Source organism: Streptomyces mutabilis, assembly GCF_046628145.1.
Taxonomy (GTDB): domain Bacteria; phylum Actinomycetota; class Actinomycetes; order Streptomycetales; family Streptomycetaceae; genus Streptomyces; species Streptomyces mutabilis.
This window is the reverse complement of sequence record NZ_CP176874.1, coordinates 6,463,219-6,478,632: the sequence shown is the minus strand read 5'-3', so window position 1 is coordinate 6,478,632 and position 15,414 is coordinate 6,463,219. Positions and strand designations below refer to the sequence as shown.

The window sequence follows — 15,414 nt, the reverse complement described above, 5'->3', positions numbered from 1 at the left end:
GGAATCGGCGCGAACAGGCGGTGCGGGGCCGTCCCGCGGTGCCGGGACCGGCCCGACCGTCCGGGTCAGCGCCCGACCGCGTACCCCTGCATTCCGCGCGGGTTCGCCGCCGCCGACAGCACACCCGTCTCCGGATCCCGCGCGACCGCGCACAGCCGGCCCTCCGACCAGGCCTCGCCGACCGTCACGTCGTGCCCGCGCCGGCGCAGTTCCCCGACGACCTCGGCCGGCGTGCGGGACTCGACGGTGACGCTGCCCGCCCGCATGCCGCGCGGGAAGAAGGAGCCGGGGAAGCTGTCGTTGTGCCAGTTCGGGGCGTCGACGGCGCCCTGGAGGTCGAGGCCGCCGCGCACCTGCGCGCGCAGGGCGACCGCGAGGAAGAAGTGCGTCTGCCACTGGTCCTGCTGGTCGCCGCCGGGGGTGCCGAAGGCCATGACCGGCATCCCGTCGCGCAGGGCGAGGGACGGCGTGAGCGTGGTGCGCGGCCGGCGGCCCGGCGTGAGCGAGTTGGGCAGGCCCTCCTCCAGCCAGGTCATCTGCAGCCGGGTGCCGAGCGGGAAGCCCAGTTCGGGTACGACGGGGTTGGACTGGAGCCAGCCGCCGCTGGGGGTGGCCGAGACCATGTTGCCCCAGCGGTCGACGACGTCCAGGTGGCAGGTGTCGCCACGGGTGCCTCCGTCGGCGGCGACGTCCGGTTCGCCCGGCACCGGCGACGTCGGGCTCTTGGCCACCGTCGGCTCACCGACGCCCAGGGCGTCGAAACCCTCCCCCTCCACGGCCGCCACGCGCGCGTGCGCGCTGAGCCGCGGGACGCGTCCGCCCGGACTGCCGGGCCGCAGTTCGAAGGACGCCTTCTCGCCGATGAGCGCCCGCCGTGCCGCGTTGTACTCCGGCGACAGCAGGTCGTCGAGCGGCACCTCGTCGGCGCCGTGCGCGTCCCCGTACCAGGCCTCCCGGTCGGCCATGGCGAGCTTGCAGCCCTCGATCAGCAGGTGGACGTAGTCGGCGGAGCCGTACCGGGGCAGCTCGGGCGGGAGCAGCGCCAGTTGCTGGAGCAGGACCGGGCCCTGGCTCCAGGGGCCGGCCTTGCACAGGGTCCAGCCGTTCCAGTCGTACGTGGCGGGAGCCTCGTAGTGCGCCGACCAGCCGGCGAGGTCGGCGGCCGTGAGGGTGCCGGTGTGGCGCACGCCGCTGGTGTCCATGGTGGGCCGGCCGGCCTGCCGTACCAGGGCCTCGGCGACGAACCCGGTGCGCCAGACCTCCCGCGCCGCGTCGATCCGCGCTTCCCGGTCCCCCGCGCCGGCGGTCTCGGCGAGCAGCCGTTTCCAGGTGGCGGCGAGGGCGGGGTTGCGGAAGGGCACGCCGGGGCGGGGCGGACGGCCGTCCGGGAGGTAGACCGCGGCCGAGGACGTCCACTCCGTCTCGAAGAGTTCCCGTACGGTCTGCACGGTCTCCGTCATGCGCTCCACGGGCGGGTGACCGTGTTCGGCGTAGCCGATGGCGTACTTCAGGACATCGGCCAGTGTCTTGGTGCCGTGGTCGCGCAGCAGGAGCAGCCAGGCGTCGAAGGCGCCGGGGACGGCGGCGGCGAGCGGGCCGGTGCCGGGGACGAGGTCGAGGCCGAGTCCCTTGTAGTGCGCGACGGTCGCCCCGGCCGGGGCCACGCCCTGCCCGCACAGCACGCGCACCTCGCCGCCCGCCGGGGCGAGCAGGATCGGCACCTCCCCGGCGGGTCCGTTCAGGTGCGGCTCGACGACGTGCAGCACGAAGGCACCCGCCACGGCGGCGTCGTAGGCGTTGCCTCCGTCCTCCAGCACCGCCATGGCCGACTGCGAGGCCAGCCAGTGGGTGGAGGAGACCATGCCGAAGGTGCCCTGGAGCGTGGGCCGGGTAGTGAACACAGGGCCTCTCACCTCGCTGTTCATATGTATCGGCCCGAGTGATGGGCGCTCAGGGCGAACCGTGGGCAGAGCCTGGGGGCTTGCCCTCGGTGCTCACCGACCGGCGCTTCCATCTCGGGAGTCACAGCGATCACCGTACAGACCCCGGCCCACGGCGCCACGGTGCGAGGGGGCTTCGCGGGGACACCCGGGCGGCGCCCCACGTGAGTCTCCGCTCTCATGGGACGACGACCTGCGTGCGTGTGCTCCTCAGCCCGACAGTTCCAGCAGGCGTCGCATCAGCTGCTGCTCCTTGTCCGCGGCCTCACGGACGATCTTCGACGCGCTGTTGAGGGATTCCCGGGAGGACGAGGCTCCCGCCTCGTTCACGAGTGCGGCCACTTCGGTCCACTTGTTCGACACCTCGCGGTAGGCGTCCGAGGTTTCCTGGAATTCATCGATCCCGGTGATCTCGGCGGTCTCCGCGAGGAATTCCGCCCACATCTTGCGGAACAGGCCCCCGCCTGTTCCGGCGTCCTCCATGACCGTGCTGATCTCGGAAAGGCCGTCGGCGGGCGAATCGAGGTCGTCCAGCCACTTCGGCATCAGGTCGGCGACTTTGTGCATTCCCTTGTACCCGAAATTGGAAATCGGCGGGTTGAGGAAGTTCTCCGCCGCTGTTCTGATGCCGTTGCGCGCCGCTCTCCCCAGGTCGGGGAGGCCGGCCTTCGGAAGGTCGAGGGTGAAGGCGCGGTTGCGTGAACTCATCGGACCGCGGGGGTTCCGCGCGGTCGCGAGGGACTCGCCGGAGGCCCATTGCAGGCCGAGCGGCCGGGTCTCGACCAAGGCGAAACGGTCGTCGTCATAGCCGACGCAGGCGACGTAGTGGGCCGCGAACCGGAAGTCGTCGGTGGAGTAGTCGAGGCAGTAGCGGTCGAGTTTGAGCCCCACGACGGTACCGGAGTCGAGCTCGGCCAGCAGGTGGTCCCGCGCCCGCTTCGCCGATGACGTCTCGTGGACGGACAGCCTCAATCTCAAGGCGTCCGCGAGATTGTCCGTCAGCGTGTCGGGCTTGATGCGGCCACCGACGAACGGCGTCGGCATCTGCTTCGTCCGCCAGTAGATGAACGACAGGCCACCGGCGAGCCCGAAGACGAACGACTCCGACAAGTCGACCTCTCGCTGCCGCAACAGATTCACGAGCGTGGTCGACTCGCAATGCCGGCCGACGTACGGCTCTTCTTCTAATAGCGACACTTTTCCACGTCTCCCTTCCGTCGCGTAGAGCGTAGCGCAACCCTCAGAAGTTCGATTGCGGACGCCAAGATCAGGAAGGGTTCACCCACTCACATTCGCGACACCAGGAAGTTGCCGAGGAACAGATGATCCATTTCGGTTTTGAGGAAGCAGGACAGCGCGTCCGCGGGTGAGCAGACGATGGGTTCGCCGGCGACGTTGAACGAGGTGTTGATCAGGCAGGGAATCCCGGTCAGCTCGTTGAACTCACGCAGGAGCCGGGCGAGGAGGGGGTTGCTCTCCTCGGTGACGGTCTGGATCCGGGAGGTGGCGTCGACGTGGCAGGCGCCCTGGATCCTGTCCCGGTATTCGGGCCGTACCGGCACCACGAACGTCATGTAGGGCGAGGACTTCTTCTTGCCGAGTTCGAAGACCTCGGGCGCGAGGTGCTCCAGGACCACGGGGGCGAAGGGCCGGAACTGCTCGCGGTGCTTGATGCGTTCGTTGATGATGTCCTTGATGTCCGGGAACTTCGGGTTGGCGAGGATGCTGCGGTTGCCCAGGGCGCGCGGGCCGTACTCCATTCGCCCCTGGAACCATCCGATGACGCACCGCTCCTGCATGAGGGCGGCGGCCTCGCGCGGCACGTCCGCAGGGTCCAGCTCCCGCCAGACAACCCGGTCGGCGTACTGCTCGAGGGCCGACTGGATCTCCTGGCCGTCGTAGCTGGGGCCCAGGTACGGCGATGCACTGACCCTGGGCGGTGCGCCGGCCCGCCCGCAGGCGTACAGGGCCGCCCCGATGGCCACGCCGACATCGCTGGCGCCGAAGCTGACGTCCATCTCCGTGAAGCGTGAACGCTCGAGCAGCTTGCTGTTGTTGACGCAGTTCAGGGCCAGCCCGCCCTCGAAGATCACGCGGGGGAGGTCGCTGCGGGCCTCGAGTGTCCGGATCTGGCCGGCGGTCACCGTCTCCAGCATGTGCTGGGCGGCGCTGGCCACCCGTACCCGGTAGTCGAACTCCTCCCGGCACTGCTCGTCCCCGCCGAAGACGCGGTCGAAGAGTTCGTAGTAGTCCGGCACGGCGTGGGCCGGGTAGGGGATCCTGTACGTGCCGTCGGGGCCCATCTCGACCACGTGCGTCAGGAACGGGTTCGGCTCGGGAGGCGCGCCGTAGCCGGCGAGCCCCATGACCTTGTATTCGTCGTTGTTCGGGACGAATCCGAGGTAGCGCGTCACCACGGAGAAGAGCATCGCCAGTGAGTGCCGCGAGTCGACGGTCATGTCGTCGAAGACCTTCACCTCCCCGGCGCGCACCTCCCCCGCTATCGCGGACAGCCATTCGGCGCGGCCGTCGCTGACCAGGAAGGCCGCGTCCCCGCCACCCGACAGGTGGTACCCCGTCATCAGATGCGCGATGTGGTGCGGGACCCGGACCAGCTTCGCCGGGTCCAGCCGGTGGCCCGTGTGCTCGAGGAAGTCGGCTTCGGTCGCGGCCTGGCTGAACATCGCCGCGTGCGTCTCCTCCAGACGCCGCAGGCGCGCGAACTTCTGCTCGACGGACGCGGCCGGGTCGTCGGTGATCTCGGCGATCATCTTGTTCAGCACGTCCTCGGAGAACTGCCAGGAGAAGGCGAAGGTGTCGACGTCGTCGAGGGTCATTCCGGCCGATTCCAGGCACCAGCGGATCGCGTTGACCGGGAAGCTGGACGTCTTCTTCTCCCGGTTGAGCCGTTCCTCCTCGACGGCGGCGACCAGTTTCCCGTCGACGACGAGGGCGGCGGACGAGTCGTGGCCGTACAGCAGGTGGCGGTCGATGCCGGTGGCGCGAAAGAGGCGTCCGAAGATTTCCGCAGACCTGCCGAACCCGTTGTAGCCCAGAACGATCATGAGGAGCTCCTTTCGCTATGGCCAGATCGTGAGGTAGTCCGAGATCACGGCGGAGCGCCGGAAGCCCGGGTCGAGGACCGCGCCGGTCAGATCGGCGCCGCTGAGGTCCGCGCCGTCCAGGTTCGCGCCCACCAGGCGGCAGCCGTTCAGCTCGGCCAGGATGAGGTACGCCTCGCACAGATCGGCGCCCTCCAGATTCGCGCCCCTCAGGTCCGCGGAGATCAGATACGACTCGGTCAGCACGGCGTCGGTGAAGTCCGCGTCGGCGAGTTCGGCGCCCTGCAGGTCGGCGCCGTGCAGCTCCGCCTTGCGCAGGTCGGGGCGGAAGGGGCCCTGCGCCCGACGCCGGCGGGCGTGCTCGTTCCAGTGGCGGGGGCCCTGGAGCAGTACGGTCTCGTCCTCGGTCGGCATGTCTCGGCCTCGCGTCTACAGAGGGGTGAGGGCGGTCAGCGCCCGCTTCTCGACGTCCATCGCGGACCGCGCCGTGTCCGCCACGGCGTCCACGAGCGTTTTGAGATCGCCGCGCGCGGTGACGGTCCCCGCCGTCAGGAGTGCGGATCCCAGGTTCGACCACAGCCGGCCGCTGTCGAGGAACCGTTCGGCCGCCTCGGCGTAGCGTGCCTCGCCGGTGCTGTCGGCGACCCTGTGCAGGTAGCGGCCGATCATCGGGCGGAACAGTCCGCCGCCGGTGCCGAACGACTCGATCTGCCGGCCCAGGTGCAGCAGCTGGCGCGCCAGCGCGTCGGTGTGGATCACCCGGCCGTACAGGTCCACGTCCTCGACCTCACCGCGTTTGGACTCCGGCCAGGACGGCGCCGTCGTGGCCAGTGACCTCATGCCGGGTATGCCGAGGTTCCGGCTGCCCGGCTTGAGGATCTCGCGGCACAGAGTACGCACGGCCACCGGGCCGACCCGGTCCAGCTGCGGAGTGCGCCGCGGCGCGCCGAAGACGTACACCTTCCAGTCCGGATTGAGCGGCGGCGAGTCGCGGCTGGACCGGGCCGCCTGCAGCTCGGCCGCGCTCACCGGGACGGGCTCGTCGAACGCCGGATCCGACACCTCGAACGCGTCGTCCCCGAGGGGGCGGACCACGTTCACGAAGTACCCGCCGAAGGAGGAGCGCCCCGCCAGACCCCAGTACGGCAGCAGGCCGAGGTCGACCCGGGTCATGACGGCCGGCGCGGTTTCGAGCAGCTCGGCCAGGCCCGCTCCGGACTTCGGCGTGTGCGTGGCGACCTCGACGCCCATCAGCCGCGACGCGCGCAGCGGCATGATCGCCTGCTTGCCGACGACGATGTCCGGCGTGTTGCCGTTGGCCGGGAAGAAAGAGAACCCGAAGCCCCCGTCCAGCCCGAACACAGTCTCCTCGTCCGCCTCGTACCCGCCGGCCGCGAGAACGGCGCACTGGCAGGCCGACTCGCAGTGGATGCCGCGCCGGTGGACGTAGCGGCCGGTCGCTTTCATGGCGTCACCTCTGTCCCAGTTCCATCAAGGACCGCCGCAGCCGCGGGTCCATCTTCTCCACCGCGTACCGGAACGTGTCGCGGGGCATCTCCTCGTGCCAGGTGCGCAGGAACTCGGCCACCTCGTCGGGATGTACCTCCGCGGTGACCTTGAGCAGCCAGCCCGAGCCCTTCTGCACGTAGGCGTCGTCGTCGTGCATCAGCCGGACGCAGTTGTCGAAGACGTGCGACGTCGGCAGCTCGAAGACCGTCCGGCCCACCTTGCGCCGGACGAACTTCACGACGGCCACGTTCGCCGCGCGTCTGGCCCACGGGGCGTCCGATCCGACCCAGTCCCGGGTGCGCGGGATCAGCTCCAGGTGACCGAGGAAGAACGGGTACAGCAGCTTCAGGCACAGGTCGTCGCACTGCGCCCAGTTGGACACGTACGTGCGCAGCCAGTGCTCGCAGCGTTCCAGCAGTTCGCCGCCGAGTCCGGTCCTGGCGACCCGGTGCAGCACCGCGAAGCCCAGCAGCACCTCCTCGTGGTACTCGGCGCGCGCCAGCACCTCCTCCGCCAGGAGCAGCCGCGTCGCCGCTGGGGTCTCGGGCCGCTCGCGGAAGTAGTGCGTGGCGGTCTCGACCACCGCGGCGTTGCTGACGCCGAGGGCCCGGATCTCGTGCGGGAAGTACCGTTGCATACGCGTCGCGAAGTCCGGGTCGGCCTTCGCCGCGAGTGTCTTCGCCAGTTCGTCGGCGGCGGCTGGAACATGGATCACGGGGTGCCGATCGTGAGTTTCAGCGGCTGGGTCGGCAGCGGCTTCGGTGCGCGTTCCAGCCGGGGCTTGCCTTGCATGACGTACTCGTACTCCTGTTGCATGTCGGCCACGGCCTGGATGGTCTCCCTCGAACGGTCCGCCAGGTTCTGCCCGCCCAGGCCCCACCACAGGTACCAGTTCTTGTGGCTCAGGTAGGCGTTGCGGACGAAGTCCAGTGTGTCCCGGTCGGCCAGGATCGCCGGCTCCACGTAGAAGGCGGGGACGAAGGTGCCCTGGCCCTCGCGCAGGATGCCCGCCTTGACGGCCTGGCGCTGCAGTTTGGTGCCGCTGAGGATCCGGATGCCGAGGTTGGCGTAGATCTGGGCCGGATTGAGGTACCGCTCGGTGAAGCGGATGGACTCCCTCAGCGCCTGCGGGGTCTCGCCCGGCCCGCCGAGGAAGACGCAGTGGGTGTGCTCGATGGGGCTGGCCGTGAACAGGCGGTCGATCTCCAGGACCCGGGCCATGTCGAAGCCCTTCATCAGGTCCGCCAGGGCCTCGTCGGTGAGCGCGTCGGTGCCGAGGTCCACCCGTATGCAGCCGGCCGCGTGCAGCAGGTCGACGAACTCCGGCGTGACCGCGTTCGGTGTCAACTGGCAGTACCAGGGCACGTCGAGCTTGGCGCGGATCATCTCCTCGCAGACCTCGGCGGCGTACTCCATCGGGTAGTTGAAGGTCGCGTCGACGATCTCGAACTCGCGCACGGCGGGGTTGTCCGCCATCGCCCGCTGGATCTCACCGACGACCTCGGCCGGTTCCTTGAACCGGTCGCCCTTGCCCTCGGTCTTGCGGATGATGCAGTAGGAGCAGAAGAGCTTGCAGCCCCGCTTGGTCTGAAGGGTCTCGATGGCCGGCTGGTGATCGCGGGTGAGGTCGGAGGCCGCCGAGACGCCCTCCTCGAAGTAGCGGGGGTCGTACACGGACCGGTCGGGCTCCAGCGCGCCCAGGTCGAAGGCCTGGCTCGACTGGTTCTGGCAGAACCTGCCGTTCTCGTCGAGGTAGCAGAGCCCGGAGATCGACTCCAGTGGCCCGCCGGACTCCAGGTGGTCCAGCAGTTGGACGATGCCGGCCTCGCCCTCACCCGCGATGCCGTAGTCCGGCTGGGCGTACTCGAAGAACGACAGCGGCTCGACCGAGAAGCCTGATCCGCCGAGGACGACCTTGGCGCTGGTGTACTTGCGGACGCACTGGACGATCTTCTCGGTCATCGGGCCGAAGAAGACCGGATCGATGAAGGTCAGGTTGTCCAGGTTCCGCACGGCGATGCCGACCACGTCGTACGTCTCGGCGGTCAGCTTCTCCCGGACCGCCTTGAGTTCCCGGGACTCCCAGAGCAGGTCCAGGACGTCGACCTGGTGCCCGGCGTGTTTGAGCGCGGCGCTGATGTAGGCCATGCCGATGGGCAGCGCCGGCCGCGGTACCCGGATCTTGTTGGTGGAGATGAGCAGTACGCGCATGGGCCTTCACTCTCGTTCGAGCTGCCAGTACGTCGCCGGCTTCAGGTCGCCGCTGAGGGTGGCCTTCGCGCGGTAGCGGCGCATGCGGTCCAGGTCGACCTCGACCACGCCGACGCCCGGTTCCGTGCCCAGGTCCACCATCCGTTCGTCGCCGTCGACGAAGTCGAACCGTTCGGCCTCGAGGAACAGCGGATCCGCCAGGATCTGGCTGCGCCCCATGTAGCCGAATCCGGCGAACAGGTTGGTGCCGATGCCGGAGGCGAACGCGACGACGCATTCGGCGTCCACCGCCCGGACCGGCAGTCGCATGTTCGCCACGTACGCGAACATCTCCGGCACCAGCGCCGAGCACACGATGACGTCGACTCCGCGGCGGCAGTACTCCCGCGCGACCTCCGGGAAGTTGACGTCGTAGCCCTGCATCAGGCCGATGCGTCCGAACTCGACGTCGAAGACGGGGTACTCCGTTCCGCCGGTGAGGTAGCGGGCCTCCAGTTCGTGGCAGTGCACGCGCCGGTACCGGCCGAGCATCGTGCCGTCGGGGCCGCACAGCACCGATGTGCTGTAGTACTTGCCGTCGTCGCCGCGCTCCAGCAGTCCGGCCACGAGGTATGCGTCGGCCTGCTTCGCCTGCTCGCACAGGAACTCGGTCTCCGGCCCCGGGACGGGCACCGAGACGTCCGCGACCTCGAGGATGTTGCCGGACGTGGAGAACGCCTCCGGCAGGCAGATCAGGTTCGCCCCCTGCCCGGCGGCCTCGCGGATGTAGTGCTCGGCGCGGCGCAGGTTCTGGGCCGGCTTGCCGAGCTTCGACTCCATCTGGACCACCGCGATCTTCATCCCGGGCATCACATGCTCACCGGTTCGAGGGGACGCGAGGAGATCACCAGGCCGAGGTCCTCCTCGACCACCTGCCAGTCCGTCAGGCCTGCCTCCCGGAGCAGCTCGGCCGCCTCGTCCCGGGTGTAGGCGGCCTGCAACGAGCGCATGAACTCCTCGCCGCCCTCCTTCACGAACTGGAGGATGAAGGTGATGTGCCCTTCCTCCGCGTGCCGGTTCATGTCCTCGATGATCACCACGCCGTCGGGCTTGCAGATGCGGGCGCACTCCTTCAGCGTCTCGACCGGCCGGCGCCAGCGGTGCAGCGAGGAGAACGAGAAGACGACGTCGGCGGAGTCGTCCGGGAAGGGCAGCCGGTTCAGCTTGGCCATCTCGAACTCCACGTCACCGGCGCTGTTCGCCCACACGGCCAGCGTCAGGTTGTCCTCGGCCACGTCCACGAGGTTCTGGTTCTCCTCCACCCCGGACACGGCCAGGTCCGGCAGCTTGCCGGCCACGTGCAGCGAGAGCAGACCGGTGTTGAAGCCGACCTCGACCAGGTCGGTCATCCCCTCGCGGACGTTGGCCAGGATGCGGTCGCTCGGCCGCTTGTACGCCATCAGCGCGGACCGGCGCATGCCGAGGTCGTAGAAGCGGACCTTGTCGATGTCGTCGTGCGGTGACGCCTGCGGTACTCGCTCGCTCAGGTTCAGCAGTCGGGTCTCAGTGGTCACAGCCGGTCTCCTCGTCCTTGGGCCGCGTGGTGAGCTGCAGGGGGATCGGCTGGCGCGAGATGAAGTCGGAGATGTCCGCTCCCAGGTGCTGCGGGTAGCGCCGGTACTCCGGCGAGTAGAACGCCTTGGAGATGTTGTCCAGGTAGTACCAGCCCTTCGGACCGGTCACCTCGATGCCGTTCTCGTCGGCGGTGATCAGTTCCTTCTCGATCAGGTCGTCGATCTCGGTGCGGAACATCTCCATGAAGTCGACGCCGTGGATGCGGCGGAACCGCTCCCGGTCGACCCGCCCGGCCTTGACGCCCAGGACCATCGACCGCCGGATCGCCTCCGGCTTGGTGATGTGCTTGCCCATGGAGATCGGCAGGCGGCCCTCCATCACCGTCTGGATGTAGCGGCCGATGTCGGGCTCGTTGAAGTACCAGTGATCGCGCAGGTGGCCGGTGGCGGTGGGGCCGAGCGGGATGATGGGGATGTCCTCGCTCCAGGACGTCTCGCCGTACTTGGGCTGGTAGCCGGGCTTGGCGAAGCAGTCGCCGTAGTAGCCAAGGAAGCCGTTTCGGGTCAGCTTCTCCGCGGCGAACAGGAACATGTCGTCGACCACGGCCTTCTCCGGGACCGGCGGCAGCTTCCTGCGCTTGGTGGACACCTGCGCGAACTCCATGTACGTGTAGAACGAGACGCAGGTGACGCCGAGTTCGATGGCGACGTCGAGGCTGTGCTCCCAGCTCTCCATCGTCTGCCCGTTGATGCCGTGCATCAGGTCGATGTTGATGTTCTCGAAGCCGCACCGCCGCAGCAGCCGGATGCTCTCCTTGAGCATCTCGGGGTCGTTCGGGCGGCCGATGTTCTTCAGTTCCTCCGGCACGAACGTCTGCACCCCGAGGCTGATGCGCCGGATGCCGCGTTCCAGCAGGACGGTGGCCTTGCGCTCGGTGATGTCGACGGGGGTGGTCTCGATGGAGAAGTCCGCGCCCTCCTCGACGTTCAGGCTGCTGAACATGTGGCCCAGCAGGTCGTCGAGCTGAGGGGCGGTCAGCGCGGTCGGGGTACCGCCGCCGATGTAGCCGAGGGTGATGACGTGGTCCTGGATGTAGGGCCGCTCGGCGTAGTTGGTGATCTCCGTCTTCAGCGCTTCCAGGTAGGTGCGGGTCAGGTCCCGGTCGGTCTGGTGCTTGATGTACGGGCAGCTGAAGCAGAGCCGGTTGCAGAACGGGATGTGGACGTACACGCCCATGGGTTTGCGGGCGAAGACCTCCTCCTCGTCGACCGGCACGTGCTTCGTCGGGTACTGCCGCACCCACTCGCTGTCGCGCTCCGGGTACTCCTTCCAGAACGGCATGCTCGTGGTCGTGGTGGTGATGCTCATGCGATGTCCTCCGGTTCGACTCGGTCGACGATGGAACGGACGACGTCCGCCAGAGTGGGCTGGAAGTAGGAGGCGGAGCGCAGTGCGAGGCCGGCGGCGTGGGCCCGGGCGACCACCTCGGCCAGGGTGCCCCGGTGGTCACCGCCGGTCAGGTCGAGACGCACGCCCCGGTCGTCGGTGCGGACGCAGCGGATCGGCCCGCCGGTCCGTGCCTGCTGCCCGGCCCAGTCGTGCAGCGGTGCGAGGTGCGCGTCGGTGAAGGCTTCGAGGACCAGGCTGGAGCGCTCGCCCCACCGGGTGACGGCGTCGAGCGAGGCGTCCTGGATCTGGCGGCCCTGGTGGAGCACGACGACGGAGTCGGCCAGCGCGACCAGTTCGTCGCGGTGGTGGCTGGCGAACAGCACGCCGACGCCGTCCTTCTTCAGGCTGCCCAGCAGCTCCAGCAGCGTCTCGCGTGCCGTGGGGTCCAGGCCCGTGGTCGGCTCGTCGAGGATCAGCAGGTCGGGCCGGTGGGCCACGGCGCAGATGACGTGCAGCTTGCGCTGGCTGCCGCCGGAGAGACTGCGCACGTACCGGTGGCGGTACTGCTCCAGATCGGCCAGGGCGATCAGCTCCTCGTACCGGCCGGGGTCGGCCCGCCGGAGCTTGAGCTGATGCTTGACGTACGTCTCCACGCTGACGCCGTCCGGGAGGTCCTTGGCCTGCTGGACGTACCCGATGTGGCGGCCGACCTGCCCCCAGCGGCGGGGCGGGGTGCCGCAGACGCGCACCTCGCCGCCGGACGGGCGCAGCAGGCCGGCGACGAGCCGGATGAGCGTCGTCTTCCCGGCGCCGTTGGTGCCGATGACGGCCACGCCCTCGCCGGCGTGCACCGAGAAGGTGAGGGAGCACAAGGCGAAGTCGGGGCTCACCCGGTGGTCGAGCCGGGACACGGACAGGACCGGCGCTGTGGTCCTCGTGCTGTCAGCCATGGCCGATCCTCCTGCGGAAGGCCCAGGCGGCGACACCGAGGGCCAGGAACGAGTAGGCCACCGCCAGCACCGACGCCCCGGTGGCCGAGACGTCCGGCGAGGTGGCGGCGCGGAAGATGTCGACGTGCACCGAGAGGGGGAGCTTGTCGAACACGTCGCCCAGCGTCCCGAGGTTGTCCAGCGGGAAGAAGATGCCGGCGAAGTACATGAGCGGGATGACGATGATGTTCACGACCGCCGGGAACGAGATCTCGTTGGTGTACGTCGCGATGAGGATCCCGAGCCCGGCGAAGGCCGTGCACGCGGTGAGGAAGCCCAGTACGAACAGCGGCACCGACTCGATCCGGGCGTCGAAGACCCCGACGCCGAGCAGGAGCACCAGCACGAACTGGAACAGGCACTTGAGCACCACACCGACGATCCGGGCCAGCAGGAACCCCGAGTACGACAGCGGTGAGAGGATCAGGTCCTCGATCGTGCGGCGGTTGCGGTCGATGATGACCGTGTAGCCGACGGTGTAGGTGCAGCTGAACATGATCCCGGCGCCGATGATGCCGGGGAAGACGAAGCCGAAGTAGTTGGCGGCCGTCGGCGCCGGGCTCACCATCTGGTCGGTCGCCGCCCCGAACGCCAGCACCATCGACACCGACGTCAGCAGCGTCGACACCGCGAAGAGACGGTTGTCGAAGAACTGCCGCATGTCCATGACGACAAGGCCGAGCACGTCGCCGAGCCACCCGGACTCCGGCTGCATACGCGTTGCCCTCATCAGGCGCGCCCCCTGTGGATCGTGGTCCAGGTCGAGCGCAGGTCGTCGTGGAAGGGCAGCCCGGCGCGGACCTTCCGGCGCTGCCGCCAGTGGACGTCCGCGTCGATCACCGCTTCCCGGCCGCCCGGGGCGGCCTCGGCGAGGACGTCCGCCTCCGGGTCCTGCCGGGCGTCCTGCACCAGACCGTCGACGATCATGCTGCGGCCGACGTAGGGCATGTTCGCGAAGCGGTTCTCCCCCACCCCGCTGGCCAGCACCAGCGCGCACTCGTTGTCGGCGGCCCGCGCCCGGCACAGGGAGCGCAACGGGTGCGAGAACGGCCCGAAGAGGTTCGCCACGCAGACGACGAGGTCGGCGTCCTGGGCGAGGTACTGCCGGCTCGCCTCGGGGAACCGCAGGTCGTAGCTCACCAGCAGGCCGATCCGCCCGACGGGTGTGTCGATCACCTCGCCGGGTGAGCCGGTGGAGATGTACTCGGACTCGCCCGCCCATACGCAGGCACGGTGGTACCAGCCGAGCGGGGAGCCGCCGGGACCGACGAGCACGGCGGCGTCGAAGACGTCCCGCCCGGCCGACAGCAGCACGCCCGCCGCGATGTGCATGCCGAGGGTGCGGGCCTGCTCCGCGAGGAACTCGACGACCGGACCGTCCTCGGCGGTCGCGTCGGTACGCAGCGTGGGGAAGTTGAGGCCGGTGGCGAAGGTGGCCGGCAGGCACGCCAGGTCGGCCTCGCGTTCCCGCGCGGCGGACAGCAGCTTCGCGGCCCGGGCCAGGTTGTCGTCCCGCTGCCCGGGCTCGATGCGCATCTGCAGGGCGGCGAGCCGGGTACGGGCGCCACGGAAGAGGCTCATCGCAGCGCCACCTCGGCGGCGACGTCGCGACAGGCCCGCTCCAGCTCGGGCAGGAACTCGTCCACCATCTCGGCCGTCACATGCCGGGTGACGACCAGCCGGAGGGTCTCGCCGAACCGCTTCGAGGTGGAGACGATCCAGCCCCGCGACTCCAGCAGCTGCGAGATCCGCGCCGCGTGCGGCATCTGGACCACCACGATGTTCAGTTGCGGTTCGGTGAACAGCTCGTGCCCCGCCGCGCGCAACCCGTCCACCAGGTACTTCGTCACCTCGTAGTTGATACGGGTGAGGTCGCGGAAGCCGTCGCGCCCCAGGTGCTCCAGCACCGCGTAGGTCGACACCGCGGCGGAGCCCGGCCGGGTGCCGAGGAAGGTGTGGTGGACCGGCGTGTCGATGAAGAACGAATCGACCGCGAACCGTCCGGCGTCCTGTGCGCCCCGGAACAGGATCGCCCCGGCCGGCACGTTGGCCAGTCCGTACTTGTGCGGGTCGATGGTGATCGAGTCGACGCCGTCGACGGTGAAGTCGAACTGGGGGAGGTCGTGGCCGAGTTCCCGGGCGAACGGGATGATGAAACCGCCGGTGGCCGCGTCCACGTGCAGGTGCACGCCCCGTCCCGCCACCACCGGTCCGATCTCGTCGACCGCGTCGACGACGCCGAACTCACTGCTGCCCGCCGTCGCCACGACCGCCACGGTGTGCTCGCCGATGCGCCGGGCCACCTCGCCGGCCGGCAGCCGCAGGGTGTCGTCGACCGGCACGACGACCGGGGTCAGCCCCAGCAGGCCGAAGACCTTGGTGAAGGAGAAGTGCACGGTGCTGCTGACGACGACTTCGGGCCGGTCGGTCAGCCGGCCCCGGGCACGCGCCGACTCACGGGCCACCAGCATCGCGATCAGGTTCGCCTCGGTCCCTCCGGAGACCAGGCTTCCCGACCCCGCGGGGTTGCCGAGCAGATCGAGCAACGACTCGACGACCTTGCGCTCGATCCGCTTGGTGCCGCGGAAGATGCGCACGTCCCCGAGGTTGGTGTGTGCCGTGGCGGACGCCATCTCCACACCCAGCGGATGGGGTTCCGTGCAGATCGAATTGAGCACCCTGTTCCACGGCACGTCGTCCGCCAGCTCCGTCGCGATCCGCCGTCGGACCTCGGAGGCGGGAGCACCGGCTTCTCGCATC

The 15,414-nt window shown here is 69.3% G+C and carries 14 protein-coding genes; all 14 read right to left on the bottom strand.

Annotation, left to right across the window (positions count from 1 at the left end):
- Positions 1–65: 65 nt before the first annotated feature.
- The gene (locus ACLIN4_RS29020; protein WP_411576391.1) at positions 66–1,925 is read right to left on the bottom strand and encodes a gamma-glutamyltransferase family protein; all 1,860 of its coding nucleotides are present in this window, start codon (positions 1,923–1,925) and stop codon (positions 66–68) included.
- 225 nt (positions 1,926–2,150) lie between these two features.
- Entirely contained in the window at positions 2,151–3,137 is a 987-nt protein-coding gene (locus tag ACLIN4_RS29015; RefSeq protein ID WP_107476247.1) for a BtrH N-terminal domain-containing protein, read from the bottom strand.
- An 89-nt stretch (positions 3,138–3,226) separates the two neighbouring features.
- Positions 3,227–5,005, bottom strand: coding sequence for a carbamoyltransferase (locus ACLIN4_RS29010; protein WP_381911547.1), 1,779 nt, complete (start codon positions 5,003–5,005; stop codon positions 3,227–3,229).
- 15 nt (positions 5,006–5,020) lie between these two features.
- Positions 5,021–5,416, bottom strand: coding sequence for a pentapeptide repeat-containing protein (locus tag ACLIN4_RS29005; RefSeq protein ID WP_100044370.1), 396 nt, complete (start codon positions 5,414–5,416; stop codon positions 5,021–5,023).
- Between the two features lie 15 nt (positions 5,417–5,431).
- Positions 5,432–6,469, bottom strand: coding sequence for a BtrH N-terminal domain-containing protein (locus ACLIN4_RS29000; protein ID WP_107476243.1), 1,038 nt, complete (start codon positions 6,467–6,469; stop codon positions 5,432–5,434).
- 4 nt (positions 6,470–6,473) lie between these two features.
- Positions 6,474–7,226 (bottom strand): DNA alkylation repair protein, encoded by a 753-nt coding sequence (locus ACLIN4_RS28995; RefSeq protein WP_257002928.1) that lies wholly within the window; start codon positions 7,224–7,226, stop codon positions 6,474–6,476.
- Positions 7,223–8,722 (bottom strand): B12-binding domain-containing radical SAM protein, encoded by a 1,500-nt coding sequence (locus ACLIN4_RS28990; RefSeq protein WP_100044371.1) that lies wholly within the window; start codon positions 8,720–8,722, stop codon positions 7,223–7,225. The genes ACLIN4_RS28995 and ACLIN4_RS28990 overlap by 4 nt, the downstream gene beginning before the upstream one ends.
- A gap of 6 nt (positions 8,723–8,728) precedes the next feature.
- The gene (locus ACLIN4_RS28985; protein ID WP_100044372.1) at positions 8,729–9,571 is read right to left on the bottom strand and encodes a carbon-nitrogen hydrolase family protein; all 843 of its coding nucleotides are present in this window, start codon (positions 9,569–9,571) and stop codon (positions 8,729–8,731) included.
- Entirely contained in the window at positions 9,571–10,275 is a 705-nt protein-coding gene (locus ACLIN4_RS28980; RefSeq protein WP_269959654.1) for a class I SAM-dependent methyltransferase, read from the bottom strand. Before ACLIN4_RS28980 ends, ACLIN4_RS28985 begins: the two co-directional genes overlap by 1 nt.
- Positions 10,265–11,644: a coproporphyrinogen-III oxidase family protein gene (locus ACLIN4_RS28975; protein WP_290012205.1), complete on the bottom strand. Its 1,380-nt coding sequence runs from the start codon at positions 11,642–11,644 to the stop codon at positions 10,265–10,267. Before ACLIN4_RS28975 ends, ACLIN4_RS28980 begins: the two co-directional genes overlap by 11 nt.
- Positions 11,641–12,615, bottom strand: a complete 975-nt coding sequence (locus ACLIN4_RS28970; protein WP_107476240.1) for an ABC transporter ATP-binding protein — start codon at positions 12,613–12,615, stop codon at positions 11,641–11,643. Before ACLIN4_RS28970 ends, ACLIN4_RS28975 begins: the two co-directional genes overlap by 4 nt.
- The gene (locus tag ACLIN4_RS28965; protein ID WP_257002931.1) at positions 12,608–13,384 is read right to left on the bottom strand and encodes an ABC transporter permease; all 777 of its coding nucleotides are present in this window, start codon (positions 13,382–13,384) and stop codon (positions 12,608–12,610) included. The genes ACLIN4_RS28970 and ACLIN4_RS28965 overlap by 8 nt, the downstream gene beginning before the upstream one ends.
- A complete protein-coding gene (locus ACLIN4_RS28960) occupies positions 13,384–14,235 on the bottom strand; it encodes a carbon-nitrogen hydrolase family protein (RefSeq protein WP_290012204.1) in 852 nt (283 codons plus the stop codon). The genes ACLIN4_RS28965 and ACLIN4_RS28960 overlap by 1 nt, the downstream gene beginning before the upstream one ends.
- Positions 14,232–15,413, bottom strand: a complete 1,182-nt coding sequence (mfnA, locus tag ACLIN4_RS28955) for a tyrosine decarboxylase MfnA (protein WP_289907408.1) — start codon at positions 15,411–15,413, stop codon at positions 14,232–14,234. The genes ACLIN4_RS28960 and mfnA overlap by 4 nt, the downstream gene beginning before the upstream one ends.
- Between the last annotated feature and the right edge of the window lies 1 nt (position 15,414).

Bases quoted from the DNA above. Each gene is read 5' to 3' on its own strand.
- ACLIN4_RS29020 (WP_411576391.1), bottom strand. From the start codon at position 1,925: ATGAACAGCGAGGTGAGAGGCCCTGTGTTCACTACCCGGCCCACGCTC.
- ACLIN4_RS29010 (WP_381911547.1), bottom strand. From the start codon at position 5,005: ATGATCGTTCTGGGCTACAACGGGTTCGGCAGGTCTGCGGAAATCTTC.
- ACLIN4_RS29005 (WP_100044370.1), bottom strand. From the start codon at position 5,416: ATGCCGACCGAGGACGAGACCGTACTGCTCCAGGGCCCCCGCCACTGG.
- ACLIN4_RS29000 (WP_107476243.1), bottom strand. From the start codon at position 6,469: ATGAAAGCGACCGGCCGCTACGTCCACCGGCGCGGCATCCACTGCGAG.
- ACLIN4_RS28990 (WP_100044371.1), bottom strand. From the start codon at position 8,722: ATGCGCGTACTGCTCATCTCCACCAACAAGATCCGGGTACCGCGGCCG.
- ACLIN4_RS28985 (WP_100044372.1), bottom strand. From the start codon at position 9,571: ATGCCCGGGATGAAGATCGCGGTGGTCCAGATGGAGTCGAAGCTCGGC.
- ACLIN4_RS28975 (WP_290012205.1), bottom strand. From the start codon at position 11,644: ATGAGCATCACCACCACGACCACGAGCATGCCGTTCTGGAAGGAGTAC.
- ACLIN4_RS28970 (WP_107476240.1), bottom strand. From the start codon at position 12,615: ATGGCTGACAGCACGAGGACCACAGCGCCGGTCCTGTCCGTGTCCCGG.
- ACLIN4_RS28965 (WP_257002931.1), bottom strand. From the start codon at position 13,384: ATGAGGGCAACGCGTATGCAGCCGGAGTCCGGGTGGCTCGGCGACGTG.
- ACLIN4_RS28960 (WP_290012204.1), bottom strand. From the start codon at position 14,235: ATGAGCCTCTTCCGTGGCGCCCGTACCCGGCTCGCCGCCCTGCAGATG.
- mfnA (WP_289907408.1), bottom strand. From the start codon at position 15,413: ATGCGAGAAGCCGGTGCTCCCGCCTCCGAGGTCCGACGGCGGATCGCG.